This window comes from Faecalibacillus intestinalis, assembly GCF_003024685.1.
In the GTDB taxonomy this organism is placed as follows: Bacteria; Bacillota_I; Bacilli_A; order Erysipelotrichales; family Coprobacillaceae; genus Faecalibacillus; species Faecalibacillus intestinalis.
On record NZ_PYLQ01000008.1, the window covers coordinates 39,414 to 55,727 of the forward strand.

At 28.5% G+C, this 16,314-nt stretch carries 20 protein-coding genes; 19 read left to right on the forward strand and 1 reads right to left on the reverse strand.

Annotated features, from left to right (window positions below):
• Positions 1-2: 2 nt before the first annotated feature.
• From dnaG to C7U54_RS07235, 12 genes are all read left to right on the forward strand, one after another.
• The gene (dnaG, locus tag C7U54_RS07180; RefSeq protein WP_107029824.1) at positions 3-1,754 is read left to right on the forward strand and encodes a DNA primase; all 1,752 of its coding nucleotides are present in this window, start codon (positions 3-5) and stop codon (positions 1,752-1,754) included.
• A gap of 3 nt (positions 1,755-1,757) precedes the next feature.
• Positions 1,758-2,999 (forward strand): RNA polymerase sigma factor RpoD, encoded by a 1,242-nt coding sequence (rpoD, locus tag C7U54_RS07185; RefSeq protein WP_107029825.1) that lies wholly within the window; start codon positions 1,758-1,760, stop codon positions 2,997-2,999.
• Entirely contained in the window at positions 2,999-3,688 is a 690-nt protein-coding gene (locus C7U54_RS07190) for a tRNA (adenine(22)-N(1))-methyltransferase (protein ID WP_107029826.1), read from the forward strand. Before rpoD ends, C7U54_RS07190 begins: the two co-directional genes overlap by 1 nt.
• A complete protein-coding gene (locus tag C7U54_RS07195; protein ID WP_107029827.1) occupies positions 3,675-4,433 on the forward strand; it encodes a Nif3-like dinuclear metal center hexameric protein in 759 nt (252 codons plus the stop codon). The genes C7U54_RS07190 and C7U54_RS07195 overlap by 14 nt, the downstream gene beginning before the upstream one ends.
• Before the next feature lie 207 nt (positions 4,434-4,640).
• Positions 4,641-6,071, forward strand: a complete 1,431-nt coding sequence (pyk, locus tag C7U54_RS07200) for a pyruvate kinase (protein ID WP_022002178.1) — start codon at positions 4,641-4,643, stop codon at positions 6,069-6,071.
• A gap of 108 nt (positions 6,072-6,179) precedes the next feature.
• Positions 6,180-7,154 carry a choloylglycine hydrolase gene (gene bsh, locus C7U54_RS07205; protein ID WP_107029828.1) on the forward strand — a complete coding sequence of 325 codons (975 nt, stop codon included), beginning with the start codon at positions 6,180-6,182 and terminating at the stop codon, positions 7,152-7,154.
• A 164-nt stretch (positions 7,155-7,318) separates the two neighbouring features.
• Positions 7,319-8,626 carry an electron transport complex subunit RsxC gene (gene rsxC, locus C7U54_RS07210; protein WP_107029829.1) on the forward strand — a complete coding sequence of 436 codons (1,308 nt, stop codon included), beginning with the start codon at positions 7,319-7,321 and terminating at the stop codon, positions 8,624-8,626.
• A 9-nt stretch (positions 8,627-8,635) separates the two neighbouring features.
• Complete coding sequence (locus C7U54_RS07215) at positions 8,636-9,553, forward strand: RnfABCDGE type electron transport complex subunit D (protein ID WP_107029830.1); 918 nt, start codon at positions 8,636-8,638, stop codon at positions 9,551-9,553.
• Positions 9,550-10,152 carry an RnfABCDGE type electron transport complex subunit G gene (locus C7U54_RS07220; protein WP_107029831.1) on the forward strand — a complete coding sequence of 201 codons (603 nt, stop codon included), beginning with the start codon at positions 9,550-9,552 and terminating at the stop codon, positions 10,150-10,152. The genes C7U54_RS07215 and C7U54_RS07220 overlap by 4 nt, the downstream gene beginning before the upstream one ends.
• A 4-nt stretch (positions 10,153-10,156) precedes the next feature.
• Positions 10,157-10,855 (forward strand): electron transport complex subunit RsxE, encoded by a 699-nt coding sequence (gene rsxE / locus C7U54_RS07225; RefSeq protein ID WP_107029832.1) that lies wholly within the window; start codon positions 10,157-10,159, stop codon positions 10,853-10,855.
• Positions 10,852-11,424: an electron transport complex protein RnfA gene (locus C7U54_RS07230; RefSeq protein WP_107029833.1), complete on the forward strand. Its 573-nt coding sequence runs from the start codon at positions 10,852-10,854 to the stop codon at positions 11,422-11,424. The genes rsxE and C7U54_RS07230 overlap by 4 nt, the downstream gene beginning before the upstream one ends.
• A gap of 11 nt (positions 11,425-11,435) precedes the next feature.
• On the forward strand, positions 11,436-12,212 hold the full coding sequence (locus C7U54_RS07235; RefSeq protein WP_241522585.1) for an RnfABCDGE type electron transport complex subunit B: 777 nt from the start codon (positions 11,436-11,438) through the stop codon (positions 12,210-12,212).
• Positions 12,213-12,231: 19 nt separating this feature from the next.
• Here the strand turns inward: C7U54_RS07235 and C7U54_RS07240 are convergent, their stop codons facing one another.
• Positions 12,232-13,203 (reverse strand): FAD:protein FMN transferase, encoded by a 972-nt coding sequence (locus C7U54_RS07240; protein ID WP_022002170.1) that lies wholly within the window; start codon positions 13,201-13,203, stop codon positions 12,232-12,234.
• 39 nt (positions 13,204-13,242) lie between these two features.
• Here C7U54_RS07240 and C7U54_RS07245 point away from each other — a divergent pair, with 39 nt between their 5' ends.
• The 7 genes from C7U54_RS07245 to C7U54_RS07265 all read left to right on the forward strand — a co-directional run bounded on the left by C7U54_RS07245 (position 13,243) and on the right by C7U54_RS07265 (position 16,251).
• A complete protein-coding gene (locus C7U54_RS07245; protein ID WP_107029835.1) occupies positions 13,243-13,602 on the forward strand; it encodes a NusG domain II-containing protein in 360 nt (119 codons plus the stop codon).
• The gene (locus C7U54_RS07250) at positions 13,586-14,095 is read left to right on the forward strand and encodes a Gx transporter family protein (protein ID WP_107029836.1); all 510 of its coding nucleotides are present in this window, start codon (positions 13,586-13,588) and stop codon (positions 14,093-14,095) included. The genes C7U54_RS07245 and C7U54_RS07250 overlap by 17 nt, the downstream gene beginning before the upstream one ends.
• 169 nt (positions 14,096-14,264) lie before the next feature.
• Complete coding sequence (locus tag C7U54_RS07255) at positions 14,265-14,681, forward strand: diguanylate cyclase (protein WP_162297498.1); 417 nt, start codon at positions 14,265-14,267, stop codon at positions 14,679-14,681.
• Entirely contained in the window at positions 14,678-14,848 is a 171-nt protein-coding gene (locus C7U54_RS14575; RefSeq protein WP_155522449.1) for a nucleotidyl cyclase domain-containing protein, read from the forward strand. The genes C7U54_RS07255 and C7U54_RS14575 overlap by 4 nt, the downstream gene beginning before the upstream one ends.
• A 160-nt stretch (positions 14,849-15,008) precedes the next feature.
• Entirely contained in the window at positions 15,009-15,242 is a 234-nt protein-coding gene (locus C7U54_RS07260; RefSeq protein WP_107029838.1) for a hypothetical protein, read from the forward strand.
• Positions 15,190-15,372 carry a hypothetical protein gene (locus C7U54_RS14455; protein WP_117574953.1) on the forward strand — a complete coding sequence of 61 codons (183 nt, stop codon included), beginning with the start codon at positions 15,190-15,192 and terminating at the stop codon, positions 15,370-15,372. The genes C7U54_RS07260 and C7U54_RS14455 overlap by 53 nt, the downstream gene beginning before the upstream one ends.
• A gap of 78 nt (positions 15,373-15,450) precedes the next feature.
• The gene (locus C7U54_RS07265) at positions 15,451-16,251 is read left to right on the forward strand and encodes a MurR/RpiR family transcriptional regulator (RefSeq protein ID WP_107029839.1); all 801 of its coding nucleotides are present in this window, start codon (positions 15,451-15,453) and stop codon (positions 16,249-16,251) included.
• Positions 16,252-16,314 lie beyond the last annotated feature (63 nt).

Below are 16,314 nucleotides of genomic sequence, written 5' to 3' on the forward strand. Positions count from 1 at the left end.
TTATGCCAAGACTTTCAAATGAAAAAATCAATGAAATAAGACAAAGCGTTGATATCGTTGATGTTATTGGCAATTATCTTCCTTTAGAAAGAAGAGGACGTAATTATTTAGCAAGGTGCCCATTTCACAATGATGATCATCCATCAATGTCTGTTTCACCTGAAAAGCAGATCTATAGATGTTTTGTATGTTCACACGGTGGAAATGTGTTTACTTTCTTACAAGATTACTTAAAAATTTCCTTTATGGAAGCTGTCAAAATGGTGGCTCAAATGGGAAATGTTGATTTAGGTGATTTTACATTTTATGAAGAAAAACCACATGTAAATCAAGAATTAGAACCATACTATTTAATGCATGAAGAAGCTAATCGTATTTATAAACATTATTTAACGACGAAGCTTGCTTTAGAAGCAAATAGTTATTTAAGTCAAAGACATTTATCTAAAGATATTATTGACTATTTTGAAATTGGTTATGCACCGGAACAAAATATTTTATTAAAAGCTTTTGAAAAATCTGGTTTTTCAAGAATGCAAGCTTATGAATCAGGACTTGTTATAGAATCTGAAGTGGGATATGATCGCTATTCCAATCGTATTATGTTTCCTTTACATAATAGTGAAGGACGTGTTGTTGGCTTTAGTGGTCGTATCTATCAAAAAAATCAAAAAGAATCCAAGTATATGAACTCTCCTGAATCTAAAATTTTTATTAAAGGAGAGACCTTATACAATTACCATCGTATAAAAAATGATGTTAGAAATGAAGGTAAAGTTATTATTCTAGAAGGTTTTATGGATGTAATAGCATTATATAAAGCGGGTATTAAAAATACTGTCGCAATTATGGGAACAGCTTTAACTTCACAACATTTAAAAATGTTAAAACGATTATCAAATGATATTGTTTTATGTCTTGATGGTGATCAAGCTGGAAAAAATGCGATGATAAAATGTGTGGATGCTTTAAATAATGAAGGATTTCATACATCAATCGTGGTTATTCCTGATGCAATGGATCCAGATGAATTTCTAGAAGCTAAAGGAAAAGATGAATTAATAGCACTCTTTAAAAATCCAATAAGTGCTGTTGATTTTAAATTAAATTATTATTATGAACGTATCAATGTTGATAATTATGAAGATCGAAAAAATTATTTAGAATCCATGGTTAAAGTCATCATGCAATTGGATGATATTGTTGATCAAGATTATTATATTGGTCAACTTGAAAAAAAATCAGGATTTTCTAAAGAAACAATTCATCATTTAATGAGTCAACAAACTCTTGTAAAAAAACCAATACCTTTTAGACCAGTGACTTATGATCATGTTTCAAGATTGATTGATAAGTATCAAAAGGCTGAAAGAGATTTGTTATATTATATGATGCAGGATAAAAAGTATGCGATGGAATATGAAGCAAAAGCAGGCTATATGTATGATAAAGTTAATCGCTTAATTGCTTCCTATATTATTGATTATTATCGTCAGTACGTCATTTTAGAAGTTGCTGATTTGATTAATATGATTGATGATCAAGATATTGTTAAAAGAATTTTAGAAATATCATCTTTACATTTACCTCAATTAGAATCAAATCAAGCAATTGATGATTATATCAAAATAATACAAGAAAAACTTAAAATTGAACGAATTAAACAACTTGAACAGGAGCTATCACAAACATATGATCCTCGTCAACAAGCAAAAATTCTTCAAGAAATTATAGAATCAAAAGATAAGGAGTAAACTATGGCAAAGAAAAAAGTACAAGCAGTTTCATTTGATGATTTAAAAAAATTAGTTGTAAATGAAGCAAAAAACAATAACAATGTATTAACCCAAGAACAAATTGATGAATATTTAATGAATTATGATTTAAGTGATGAACTCGCAGAAGAATTACTTGAATATATTCAACAAAATCAAATTACCATTTCTGATGATGATTTAGATTCATTAGATGTAGATGATGATATGTTACTTGCAGGCGTTCCTACAATGGATGATGATTTAGACCTTGATATAGATGATGCAGACGATACTCCTGATTTAGATTTTGATGGTGATTTCGATATGATGACAGGGGATACATTACATATGTATCAAGAACATGATGATGATAAAGAAAGCGAAAGCACTCAACTTGGAAGTAATGTTAAAATTAATGATCCTGTAAAAATGTATCTTAAAGAAATTGGGCGAGTTGAATTATTAAATCATGATCAAGAAATTGAATTAGCTAAAAGAATTCTTGAAGGAGATGAACAAGCTAAAAAAGAACTTGCTGCAGCAAACTTAAGATTAGTTGTTTCCATCGCTAAAAGATATGTTGGACGTGGAATGTTATTCTTAGATTTAATCCAAGAAGGAAACATGGGGTTAATTAAAGCAGTAGAAAAATTTGATTATACAAAAGGATTTAAATTCTCTACTTATGCGACTTGGTGGATTAGACAAGCAATTACACGTGCAATTGCCGATCAAGCCCGTACAATTCGTATTCCAGTACACATGGTAGAAACAATCAATAAATTAACACGTATTCAAAGACAATTAATTCAAGAATTAGGTAGAGAACCATCTGCTGAAGAAATTGCTGAAAAAATGGATGGTATGACACCAGAAAAAGTACGTGAAATTCAAAAAATCTCTTTAGAACCCGTTTCATTAGAAACACCAATTGGTGAAGAAAATGATTCTCATTTAGGTGATTTTATTGAAGATGAAGGCGCTATGTCACCAAATGATTATGCAGCAAATGAATTATTAAAAGATGAATTAAATGATGTTTTATTAGAACTTACTGATCGTGAAGAAAAAGTTTTAAGACTTCGTTTTGGATTAGATGATGGTAGAACAAGAACTCTTGAAGAAGTAGGTCGTGAATTTAACGTTACACGTGAACGTATTCGTCAAATTGAAGCAAAAGCATTAAGAAAATTAAAACATCCATCTCGTTCTAAAAGATTAAAGGATTTCTTAGATCGTTAATGAAACTATCAAAAAGATTAGAATTACTTGCTTATTTGGTAGAAAAACATAAAAAAGGAAATATCTTGGCAGATATTGGAACAGATCATGCTTATTTGCCATGTTATTTAGTTGAAAAAAATATTATAGATAAAGCTTATGCCTGTGATGTCGCAAAAGGTCCTTTTGCGGCGTCACTTTCTACTATTAAGCAATATCATTTTGAAGAAAATGTAGAAGCATTATTAGGAGATGGATTAGATCCTATTCTTGATAAAGAAGTTGATATGGTAACGATTGCTGGAATGGGATCATTTCTAATTGTAGAAATATTAGAAAAAAATAAAGCGTATTTAAACAAAGTTAAACAATTCTATTTACAACCTAACGCTAATACGGATCATCTAAGAAAATATTTATTTAAAAATCATTTTAAAATTGTTGATGAAAAGATGATTAAAGATGGTCATCATATTTATGAAATGATGGTTGTAGAAAATACAAATCAAGATATTCAATATAATCAAGAAGATATGATGTTTGGTCCAGTTTTAAGAAAAAATAAAGATGAATTATTTATTCGTTATTGGCAAAAACAATATCAAACATATTTAAAGATTATGAAAGATTTGCCATCAAATCATCCGAGATATTTAGAATTAGAAAAACAAAAACAATTAATTGAAGGTGAACTTAATGAAAGCTTATGAAATTATGAATCATTTGGAGAAATATTTTCCTTTAAATCTTCAAATGGATTTTGATTGCTGTGGTCTACAAATTGGAAGTAGAGAAAAGGAAGTTAAAAAAGTTTATATTGCTTTAAACGCTGATAATGAAACATTACAAGCCTGTATTGAAAATAATTGTCAAATGTTAATTACACATCATCCTTTTTTATTAGAAAAGATTAAAAATTTAGATACTTCTTTACATCAAGGAAAATTTATTTCAACAGCCATGAAACATGATATTGTTGTTTATAGTTTACACACATGTTTAGATCGAGGACAAAATGGTATTTCAATGAATGATTGGTTGATTCAAAAGTTAGGTGTTCATGATGTTACTTGTTATGATCATTATGAAGTTGGAAAGAAAGCTATTTTAAATGAAGCTATAAATGGAAAAGATTTCATTGAAAAAGTAAAAGACATTTTTCATATAGAACATTTAAAATATAGTAAAAATACAAATAAAATGATACATACAATTGCTATTTGCGGGGGAAGTGCAGCAGACGACTTAGAAATTCTTGCTGATCAAGTAGATTGTTATATTACAGGTGATACTAAATATCGTCATGCTAAATATGCGATAGATCATGATTGTTTATTAATAGATCCAGGGCATCATTTAGAAGTGATCATTGAAGAAAAATTACCAGAATTATTAGAAACTTTACCTCTAGAAATTGCAGTACATCATAGTAAAGATTATTTTGAATACCAATAATATTTAAACCTTTTAGAGCTTACTTTAAAAGGTTTTTTTAATAGAAAAATATTTTCTTATTTTTGATAAATCATATAAATAGATGTAACAAATTTACATTAAAGTAAATATTTTCAAGTGGATGTGCTTACATTACTTTTGACCATTGTTAAAGTAAAAAAATAGGTTTATACTTAAAATTGTAGAGAGTAAAGGAAGGCAAAAGTTATGAAGAAAAACGAGATTATGTCAAAAACAAAAATTGTATGTACTGTAGGACCAGCATCTGAAAGCAAAGAAATGCTTACAAAATTAGTAAAAGCTGGAATGAATGTCATGAGATTAAATTTCTCACATGGAACACATGAAGAACATGCAGAAAAAATTACTACATTATTAGAAATTAATAAAGAATTATCTACAAATGTTGCTATTTTATTAGATACAAAAGGACCTGAAATTCGTACAGGTGATTTTGTTGGTGGTAAAACTACTTTTAAAAAAGGGCAAACTTCTATTATTTGTGTAGAAGATATCGAAGGTACAAGTGAAAGATTTACAATCACTTATAAAGATTTATATAAAGATGTTAAACCTGGTGGTTATATCTTAGTAAACGATGGTCAAGTAGAATTATTAGTTGATCATATTGAAGGAACTGATATTGTTTGTGTTGCAGCAAATGATGGAGAAGTAAAAAATAAACGTGGAATCAATGTTCCAGGTATTAAATTAGGATTTGATTATTTATCACCTAAAGATATTTCAGATTTAACATTTGGAGCAGGCCAACCTTTTGATTATGTAGCTGCTTCATTCTGTCGAAGAGCACAAGATATTATTGATATCAAAAAATTATTAATTGAAAATGGTAGAAATGATATTCAAATTTTAGCTAAGATTGAAAATCAAGAAGGTGTTGAAAATGTTGATGAAATTCTTGATATTGCTGATGGTATCATGGTTGCTCGTGGAGATTTAGGAGTTGAAGTTCCTGCAGAAGATGTACCACTTATCCAAAAATCAATTATTAAAAAATGTAAACAACGTGGTAAAATTGTTATTACAGCAACTCAAATGTTAGAAAGTATGCAACAAAATCCAAGACCAACACGTGCGGAAGTATCTGACGTGGCTAATGCGATTTATGATGGTACAGATGCAATTATGTTATCTGGTGAATCTGCAAGTGGATTATATCCTCAAGAAGCAGTCATGATGATGTCTAAAATTGCTTTAAAAACAGAAGGAACTTTGGATTATCAAAGCTTACAAAGACAAGCTATTCGTACAGCACCAGATGATACAAGTGAAGCTATTTGTATGTCAGTTGCTGAAATTGCTTATAAATTTAATGTAGCAGCGATTATAGCCTTTACAGAATCAGGATTTACTGCTCGTAAAATGGCGCGTTATCGTACAAAATCTCGTATTATAGCAGCAACTCCATCTATAAAAACAGTAAAAGCATTAGCTTTAAACTGGGGTGTTAAAGCTGTTCCTTGTAAACCATTAAATTCACGTATTTCAATGATTGATTATGCAAGTATTATTGCTAGAGAAAATGGTGTAAAACCTGGTCAAAAAATCTTAGTTACTGGTGGAACACCAGGAGTTAAAGGTGCAACAAGCTATTTAGAACTTGTTGAAGTTAAATAATATTCGAAATACACTCTTAGGAGTGTTTTTCTTTTCTAATTCATAAAGATGAAATAAATGGGTTATACTATATAATAGCAAAACAATGAAAAGAAGGAGAGATTTTATATGTGTACAGCAGCAACTTATCAAACAAAAGATTTTTATATGGGTAGAACTTTGGATTATGAATTTTCCTATGGTGAAAAAATAGCTATTATGCCGAGAAACTATCCTTTACAATATAGACATGGATTAAAAAATATTGAACATTATGCCATGATTGGTATGGCTCATGTAGTTGAAGATTATCCATTATACTATGATGCTGTTAATGAAAAAGGTTTAGGAATGGCAGGATTAAATTTTGTCGGAAATGCTTGTTATCAAGAGGTTAAAGAAGGAGCAGTCAACGTTGCTCAATATGAATTCATTCCTTGGATATTAAGTCAATGTGCTTCATTAAATGAAGCTAAAAAACTTATTCAAACAATGAATTTAGTGAATACTCCTTATAATGAACAATTACCTGTAGCTTCATTACATTGGATTATTGCAGATCAAAGTGGTTCAATAACAGTTGAATCAGTAAAAGAAGGATTAAATATTTATGAAAATCCTGTAGGAGTTCTTGCAAATAATCCTTCATTTGATAAACAATTATTCAACTTAAATAATTACATGTCGCTTTCTCCAAAACAACCGCAAAATCTTTTTTCTAAAGAATTAGATTTACAAACATATTCAAGAGGTATGGGAGCACTTGGTTTACCTGGTGATTTATCTTCAATGTCACGTTTTGTACGTGTTGCATTTACTAAAATGAACGGACAATCAAGGGATAATGAAAGAGATAGTGTTAATCAATTTTTTCATATTTTAGGTTCAGTTGAACAACAAAGAGGATGTTGTGAAGTAGCAGATGGTAAATATGAAATTACAATTTATACTTCATGTTGGAATAGTCAAAAAGGAATCTATTATTACACAACTTATAATAGAAGACAAATTACAGCAGTTAATATGCATAAAGTAAATTTAGATGCACAACAACTTACAACTTATCCAATGTTAGATGACGAAGAATTTTATGAACAAAATTAGTATTTTTAAGATAGCGAAAGCTATCTTTTTTTTATATTTAAATGTGATTAAAATCACATAATTTTCATATATTTCAAAGAAAACAAGTTAATTTTTTAACTTGTTGTAAACGCTTTCAATTTGAAAATAATAGGACTAAAATAGGGTTAAAGGGGATGGAAGTTATGAGTTTAAAATCATTTATTGGAGGTATACATCCAAAAGATCAAAAACAATATACAAAGGATTTACCTATTATTAAAATAAAAGCAAGTGATGAAGTTGTATTTCCTTTAAAACAACATATTGGTGCACCTTGTCAACCAATTGTAAAAATAAAAGATAATGTAAAAGTAGGACAAATAATAGCTACTTCAGATCAATTTGTATCAAGTCCTATTATTTCTTCAGTTTCAGGTGTAGTAAAAAAAATAGAAGAAAGAATGGATGTCAGTGGGAAAATGCAAGAATCAATTGTTATTGCTAATGATGGATTATATCAAAAAGTTGAAAATAATAATAATAAACAAGAATTAACTTATGAAGAAAAAATTGAAAGAATTAAGGCAGCAGGTATAGTTGGTCTAGGAGGAGCAGGGTTTCCTACACATGTAAAATTATCTGTTAAAGATTCAAATCAAGTTCAATATTATATTGTTAATGGTGCGGAATGTGAACCCTATCTTACAAGTGATTATCGCTTGATGCTTGAAAAAACAGATGAACTAATAGCAGGAATTCATGTTCTATTAGAAATGTTTCCAAAAGCTCTTTGTTATATTGCCATTGAAGATAATAAAAAAGAGGCTATTCATTTATTAAAAGAAAAGTGTAAATATGAAAAAAGAATTGCTGTGAAAGAACTAAAAACAAAATATCCTCAAGGTGGAGAAAGAATGCTTGTTAAGGTTTTAACAGGAAAGACATTAAATTCTAAAATGCTTCCTTTAGATGTAGGATGTATTGTTGATAATGTAGCAACAGTGATTGCTATTAATCAAGCGGTTCGTTATAATCAACCTTTAATTTCTAAAGTAATGACGATTTCGGGTGATGGAATAACACCTAGCAATATTGAAGTTCCTATAGGAACGAGTTTTAAATGGATCGTTGAACAATTAGGAGGTTTCAAATCTGAAGTTCAAAAACTTATTTGTGGAGGTCCAATGATGGGAAGTGCCCTTATTCATTTAGATATACCTGTAACTAAGACATCAAGTTCTTTACTTGCACTTGTACAAGATGAAGTATCCCTTTTTGAACCTTCTGCATGTATTCGTTGTGGTCGATGTAAAGACGTGTGTCCGAGTTTATTAGTTCCTCAAAAACTTTATCAAATAGCAACAAAAAATGATACAGAGGCCTTTATTTTAAATGGTGGAATGGAATGCATAGAATGTGGTTGTTGTAGCTATACATGTCCAGCAAAAAGAAATATGACACAGGCATTTAAGAAGATGAAATATTTAGTCTCTATTAATAAAAGAAAGTAGGTGTTATTCATGAATCAATTACTACATGTTTCTGCTTCACCGCATATTAAAGATCGTGTTACAACATCTTCTATTATGCTAGATGTCATTATTGCTTTAATACCAGCTACTTTATTTGGAATTATTCAATTTAAAATAAATGCTTTATTGATTATTGTAACAACGATAACAACATGTGTTTTAGCAGAATATTTATATGAACGTTTTATGAAAAAAACAATTACCATCAAAGATCTATCAGCAGTTGTCACAGGACTTATTCTTGCTTTAAATTTACCATCAACAGTTCCTTTATGGCTTCCTGTTATTGGTGGTCTCTTTGCTATTATTGTTGTTAAACAATTTTATGGAGGCTTAGGACAAAATTTTATGAATCCAGCTTTAGCAGCAAGATGTTTTTTATTGATTTCCTTTACTGGAAGAATGACAAATTTTGCATTTGACGGGATGACTTCATCAACGCCACTTGCAATTTTAAAAAATGGAGAAAGCTTTGATTTAATAAGGATGTTTATTGGAAATACTGCTGGAACAATAGGGGAAACTTCTACGGTTGCTTTGCTTATAGGAGTTGTTTATTTACTTATTAAAGGAGTTATTAAATTAACAATTCCAATGACTTATATCATAACTTTTTCTATTTTTACATTATTATTTTCACCTTGTTCTTTTGATTTTTACTATTTAGCTTGTGAGCTTTGTGGAGGAGGACTTATTTTAGGGGCATTCTTTATGGCTGCTGATTATGTAACAAGTCCGATGGATCAAAAAGGACAAATAATTTATGGAGTTTTATTAGGTGTTTTAACGGGATTATTTCGTTTTTTTGGAACTAGTACAGAAGGTGTTTCTTATGCAATTATTATTTCTAATTTACTTGTTCCGTTAATTGATAAATTCACTTTAAAAGGCGGTGTTTATCAATGAAGAAAATAATAAAAGATATTCTTATTTTATGTATTATTACGGTCATATGTGGTGGTGTTTTAGGTTATGTTTACCAAATTACTCTAAGCCCTATTGAAAAACAAGCTCAACAAAGTCAACAAGATGCTTATTTAGAAGTCATGAAAGAAGCAACATCATTTAAAGAAATTAATTCAAAAGAAATCAATAAATTAGCTAAACAATTAAAAAATAATTATGGTAAAAATGGGATAACAATTGAAAAAGCTTTAAAATCTTTTAAACAAAAAGAGAGTATAGGCTATATTATTCAAGTTGTTGATCATGATGGTTTTGGTGGAGATATTGAAATCATTGTTGGTATCAACCTTCAAAAAGAAATTACAGGAGTTGAAATTTTATCAATTGATGAAACAGTAGGACTTGGAATGAATGCTAAAAATGAAAAGTTTAGAAATCAGTATGTAGGGAAAAAAGTAGATCATTTCCAAGTCGTTAAAAATGGTAAACAAAATGAAGATGAAGTAGATTCTTTATCAGGAGCAACCATTACTTCTAAAGCAATGACAAATGGAATCAATGGAGCCTTAGATTTTTATGATTTATTGAAAGGAAGATGAAAATATGAAGAAGTATTTAAAACCTTTATATAATGGAATCATTAAAGAAAATCCTACCTTTGTATTAATGCTTGGTATGTGCCCAACTCTTGCGGTTACAACCTCAGCTACTAATGGTATGGGAATGGGACTTACAACTATGACTGTTTTAATTATGTCTAATTTTGTTATTTCATTACTTAGAAAAATAATTCCTAGTCGTATGAGAATACCTGCTTATATAGTGATTGTAGCATCACTTGTAACAGTTGTTCAATTACTACTTCAAGCATATATTCCTTCATTATATGATACATTAGGTATTTATATTCCTTTAATTGTTGTTAATTGCATTATTTTAGGAAGAGCAGAAGCTTTTGCTTCTAAAAATAATCCGCTTCTTTCTATAATGGATGGATTAGGAATGGGGTTAGGTTTTACTCTCGCATTAACCTCAATAGGTTTAGTAAGAGAAATTTTAGGTTCTGGAACAGCATTTTCAATGACTTTACCTATTTCCTTTGAACCAATTACTATTTTTGTAATGGCACCAGGAGCATTCTTTATCTTAGCTTTATTAACAGCTATTCAAAATAAATTAAAGCTACCTAGTGCAACAAATGTACAAAATTCATCTTTAAAATGTGGAGGGGATTGTTTACATTGTCATGGTAGTCAATGCCAAATTAATAAATCCTTGTTAAAGGAGGATCATAAAAAATGAAAACACTTATACTAACACTCATTAGTGTATCTTTAGTTAATAATGTTGTTTTATCACAATTTTTAGGATTATGTCCATTTTTAGGCGTTTCTAAACAAACAAAAACAGCTCTTTCGATGGGTGGTGCAGTTATTTTTGTTATTACGATTGCTTCTGCAGTTACTCACGTTTTATATCGTTTACTTGTTTTATTACATGTAGAATACTTAGAAACAGTAACTTTTATTCTTATTATTGCTGCTTTAGTACAACTTGTTGAATTGTTTTTAAAAAAATACTCAACAGCTTTATATAATGCATTAGGTGTTTACTTACCATTGATTACAACGAATTGTGCAGTTTTAGGTGTTGCTTTAACAAATGTACAAAATCATTATAATTTTATTACAAGCGTTGTTGCTGGATTTGGAACAGCTTTAGGATTTACAATTTCTATTACAATATTAGCTGGTATAAGAGAAAGAATTGCTGATAATGATATTCCTCATGTACTTCAAGGTTCACCTATTGTTTTAATTACTGCCGGTCTTATGGCAATTGCCTTTATTGGCTTTTCAGGATTAATTTAGGAGGAATGCATATGATTATTTCAATTCTTGTTGTAGGAATAATAGGTTTACTGATTGGAATTTTACTTTCGCTAGCAAGTATAAAATTTGAAGTGAAAGTAGATGAAAATGAAGAAAAAATAAGGGCAGTTCTTCCAGGTAATAATTGTGGGGCTTGTGGCTATCCAGGATGTGATGGACTTGCTTGTGCCATTGCTAAAAAAGAAGCACCCATCAATCAATGTCCTGTTGGGGGCGAAGAAGTTGCTAAAAAAATAGGTGAAATCATGCATCTAGAAGTAGAAAACCATGTACATTTAGTAGCTTATGTAAAATGTAAAGGGACTTGTGATCAAATTCAAACACAATATCAATATGATGGTATTCATGATTGTTTAAGTGCCGCCATTGTTCCTGGTAGTGGTGATAAAAAGTGTCGTTTTAGTTGTATTGGGTATGGAAGTTGTGTTAAAGCTTGTGCTTTTGATGCTATTCATATTATTGATGGTATTGCTCAAGTAGATCAGGATAAATGTAAATCATGTCAAAAATGTATGGATGTTTGCCCACAACATCTTATTGAAATGGTACCTTATGAAGCAAATAGTCATGTTAGATGCAATAGTCATGATAAAGGAGCTATTGTTAATAAAAATTGTAAAGCAGGATGTCTTGGATGCATGCTATGTACAAAGGTATGTCCAACTCAAGCAATTACAGTAGATGATTTTTTAGCACATATCGATTATACAAAATGTATTCATTGTGGAAAATGTAAAGAAAAATGTCCTAGAAAGATTATTGAATAAAAACTCCCAAAAGGAGTTTTTAATTTGAAAGATATTTTTTAAAATTTTTACTATAGCTTATTTGATTATGATCATCAATAAAACATCCTGAAACGTTTTTTATTGAATTGAGTAATGCTAATCCTTTTTCTTTACCTAAAGCAAAACAAACCGTACTTAAAGCATCTCCTTGTAAAGAACTTTTAGATACAATAGTAACAGAAGATAAATCATTATCATAACAATATCCAGTTGAGGGATTTAAAATATGATGATATTTTTTTGAATTAATTTCAATATATCTTTGATACGTACCACTTGTTACAATCGATAAATTATTAATATTTAAACTAAGTATTGAATGATTTGTATTTTGAGGATCAGTAATGCCTATAGAAAATGGATTATTATTTTTTTGACCAACACATAAAATATTACCACCTAAATTAATTAAAGCACTGTTAACCTTATTTTTTAATAGATAACTTTTAATTTGATCAGCGATATATCCTTTAGCTATCGCACCTAAATCTATCATTGTTTGTTCATTTAAAAAGCGTATTTTTTGATTATCTAATATAATATTTTGATAAGATATATCATTTAAATGAGTTTTAATTTGCTGATCATCAGGAAGTTTATTTTCTTTAAAGTTCCATAATGAAGAAACAGAACCAATGGTTATATCAAAAGCACCTTGAGAAAGTTGACTATAATAAAGACCTTCTTTAATGACTTTAAAAAGTTCTTTAGAAAGAGGTTGTTCATCTAATTTGTGATGAGCATGATTGATTTTATAGAGTTCACTTTCTTTATTATTCGCTGAAAAGACAAGTTCATACTTCTTGCATAAATTGAAACAGTTATTTAAAATATTTTTAGAGGATGAATCATACAAAGTAATTTGTACAATTGTATCTAAACAAAATTCTTTATGAGATAGCGGTGTTGTTTTTTGACAACCACATAATAAAAATGAAAAAATAATGATAGAAATAAGTATTTTTTTCATATAGACCACCTTTATCTTATTATATCATGGAGTGAAAAAATGAAAAATAAAACATTAAGAAATGATTTGATTGTTATTGTTATTTTATTTTTAATCATTGAAGGATTGTTTTTCTTTAAATCAAGAAAACAAGGTCAATTAATAGAAATAACAAAAGATAATCAAATATATGGTTATTATTCTTTAAATGAAGATCAAATCATAAAAATAGATCAAGAAAATACAATTCAAATAAAAAATCAAAAAGTAAAAATGATACAAGCTACTTGTCCAGATCATTTATGTATTAAACAAGGAACAATTGATAAAAAAGGATCAACAATTGTTTGTTTACCACATCATTTAATAATAGAAATAAAAGAAGGAAAAGAGGAAGTACAAGATGGAAAAGTCTATTAGAAAATTATGCTATCTTTCTTTGTTTTGTGCAATTGCAATTGTTTTAAGTTATATTGAAACACTATTTCCTTTTTATCTAGGAATTCCAGGAGCTAAGATAGGTCTTGCTAATGTTGTTACCCTTACGTTGCTTTTATGTTTTGGTTTTAAAGAAGCTTTAATTGTTTTATTACTTAGAATTATGATTGTAGCTATGGCTTTTACAAATCTTTATACGTTTCTTTATAGTTTAGCAGGTGGTATTTTATCATTATTCATAATGTTTATATTTAATAAAATAAAACTATTTTCACATCTTATTATTTCAATTATGGGTGGTGTATTTCATAATATTGGACAACTACTCGTTGCTATGTGTTTCTTTAATTCTTCTGTATTTATTTATTATTTACCCTATTTAATGTTATTTGGTATTTTATCAGGGGTAGGTATCGGAATGATAGGTGAACTAATCTACTTAAAAATAGGTCAAAGAATTACCAAAATGGGGTGAAAATCATGTCAATTATTCAAAAATTAGAAACAATACATTTATTAACTTCCCAAAAGTAAGTAGCAAACTTTATACTTGATAAGAAGGTGATACAAGACAAAAAGAAAGTATTCAATCTTTTAGAATATATTATTTATTGGTCTTTATTTTATTAGTTATAGGAGCAATATTGATTCAAAGTTTCTTTGCTAAACAGATAACTTTTCTTATTCAAAAAGAAATACAAGCTTTTGAACAAATCAAACGTACACAAGACTATTCAATTAGATTAGAAATCAATCAAAAAGATGAATTTAGTAAACTTGCTATAAGTATTAATGAATTATTAGATTACATAGAAAAAGAAAAAAATCGAGATCAAGAAAAACAAAAAATATTGCAAGCTCAAGCAGAAAAAGATGGACAAATTACTTTAGGGTTTTTAGATATTGATCATTTTAAAGATTTTAATACTTATTTTGGACATCAAGTTGGAGATAAGGTACTTCAATTTGTATCGGCTGTTTTAAAAGAACAACTTAAAGGTAAAATAGGGCGTGTTGGTGGAGATGAATTTATTTTTTGTTTTGTTGGTAAAAAGAGATGAATAGACTTCTTCAATTATTAAAAAGTGGTTTTTATGATAATAATAGTCAACAAACTATCTCAGTATCTTGCAGTATATGTATTGCTATTATGAAAGGTAAGGATGCAGATTATACAGAATTAATTCGTTTAGGAGATAAGTCTATGTATGAAGCAAAGGATGTATGAAGAAAATCTTTCATTATTAATGAATTGGATTAAAAGCGAACTTAAATTTCGCTTTTTTTTGTTATTTTAAATAAAAACCGAAATCTTATACCATAGTTTATAACCGTTCTTTTAATATATTAAAGTAATATATAAAATAAAAAAACGAGGAAGTTAAAAGATGAATAAAGATTTTTTATGGGGTGGAACAAGTGCTGCTAATCAATATGAAGGAGGTTATGATGTAAGAAAAAATCATGAACAAGCTATTCATAAAATTACAAAATATATGCAAGAACAAGGCGCTATTATTGATAAGTGTTGTCGAAGTAAAGATGATTTTTTAAAGGAAGGAGATATACTTGTTCAAAATTGCACCTCAAACAATGCAAAGATTAAAAGAACACTATATTGAACTTTTACCACAAAATATTCAAGAAAAGAAAATGAAAGAATGGGTCAAACATTATAAAAATAATATATTAGTTTATTGTAATGGTTGTGAAAAAGGACTTAAAATAGGTGGTATAGAACGATTCATTTAGTAGAATTATTAGCAGAAAATTTATAAAAATAAAAAAATGTGTTAAAATAATATCATCATATGATATAGAGGAGTAGTTATGGATACAAATTCAGTATTATCAATATTATTAAGATATGTTAATGGTCAATATAAAAAAGATACAAATTATGATATAGCACTAGCTCTTTTAACACATTATAGTGAGATTCCTAAAAAAACAATTAATGAAATATCAGATTTATGCTATGTTTCACCAGCATCAATTTCACGTTTTGTTAAACTTATTGGATTTCATTCTTTTCAAGAATTTAAAAACGCCTGTTTGAATACATTGGATATTTCAAAAACTGATTATTCTCCTAAAGTGATAAAAGCAAATAAAAATGATGTTAAGGAAATTCTTCAGCATTATACAAATCGTGTAATAAATAATATTCAATTTTCTTATGATCATCTTGATTTTGAACAATTAGATCGTATTTGTTCTTATATACACGATAGTGATGACGTTTTAATTCTTGGATTAGAGTTTTCAACTTTACTAGCTCAACATGTACAAAATCGTTTTGCTTTAATGAATAAGTATATTTCTGTAGCTATTTCTAATGAAGAACAGTTAGAAAGTGCACATGATTTAAAAGAAGGTAGTACTGTTATTATTTTAAGTGTTGAAGGTGGCTATTTTTATCGTCATAATGAAGTTATACAAATTCTTCTTGAAAAGAAAGTTAAACTTGTTGTTTTAACAATGAATGAACATCAAAAAATGATAAATGAATTTATTGATCGAGAAGTTATTTTATGCAGTCAAGATAATACAAATACTGAATCTCGCATATCATTACTTTATACACTAGAAATAATCATCATGTATTATTGTATTTATTTTACTTATTAATAAAATTTTCAGATTATGAAAACCAGTGTTTATTTTTGAAAATAGCACTGGTTTTTTGATGAC

Coding starts and splice junctions, on each gene's coding strand:
- dnaG (WP_107029824.1), top strand. CDS start 3: ATGCCAAGACTTTCAAATGAAAAAATCAATGAAATAAGACAAAGCGTT.
- rpoD (WP_107029825.1), top strand. CDS start 1,758: ATGGCAAAGAAAAAAGTACAAGCAGTTTCATTTGATGATTTAAAAAAA.
- C7U54_RS07190 (WP_107029826.1), top strand. CDS start 2,999: ATGAAACTATCAAAAAGATTAGAATTACTTGCTTATTTGGTAGAAAAA.
- C7U54_RS07195 (WP_107029827.1), top strand. CDS start 3,675: ATGAAAGCTTATGAAATTATGAATCATTTGGAGAAATATTTTCCTTTA.
- pyk (WP_022002178.1), top strand. CDS start 4,641: ATGAAGAAAAACGAGATTATGTCAAAAACAAAAATTGTATGTACTGTA.
- bsh (WP_107029828.1), top strand. CDS start 6,180: ATGTGTACAGCAGCAACTTATCAAACAAAAGATTTTTATATGGGTAGA.
- rsxC (WP_107029829.1), top strand. CDS start 7,319: ATGAGTTTAAAATCATTTATTGGAGGTATACATCCAAAAGATCAAAAA.
- C7U54_RS07215 (WP_107029830.1), top strand. CDS start 8,636: ATGAATCAATTACTACATGTTTCTGCTTCACCGCATATTAAAGATCGT.
- C7U54_RS07220 (WP_107029831.1), top strand. CDS start 9,550: ATGAAGAAAATAATAAAAGATATTCTTATTTTATGTATTATTACGGTC.
- rsxE (WP_107029832.1), top strand. CDS start 10,157: ATGAAGAAGTATTTAAAACCTTTATATAATGGAATCATTAAAGAAAAT.
- C7U54_RS07230 (WP_107029833.1), top strand. CDS start 10,852: ATGAAAACACTTATACTAACACTCATTAGTGTATCTTTAGTTAATAAT.
- C7U54_RS07235 (WP_241522585.1), top strand. CDS start 11,436: ATGATTATTTCAATTCTTGTTGTAGGAATAATAGGTTTACTGATTGGA.
- C7U54_RS07240 (WP_022002170.1), bottom strand. CDS start 13,203: ATGAAAAAAATACTTATTTCTATCATTATTTTTTCATTTTTATTATGT.
- C7U54_RS07245 (WP_107029835.1), top strand. CDS start 13,243: ATGAAAAATAAAACATTAAGAAATGATTTGATTGTTATTGTTATTTTA.
- C7U54_RS07250 (WP_107029836.1), top strand. CDS start 13,586: ATGGAAAAGTCTATTAGAAAATTATGCTATCTTTCTTTGTTTTGTGCA.
- C7U54_RS14575 (WP_155522449.1), top strand. CDS start 14,678: ATGAATAGACTTCTTCAATTATTAAAAAGTGGTTTTTATGATAATAAT.
- C7U54_RS07260 (WP_107029838.1), top strand. CDS start 15,009: ATGAATAAAGATTTTTTATGGGGTGGAACAAGTGCTGCTAATCAATAT.
- C7U54_RS07265 (WP_107029839.1), top strand. CDS start 15,451: ATGGATACAAATTCAGTATTATCAATATTATTAAGATATGTTAATGGT.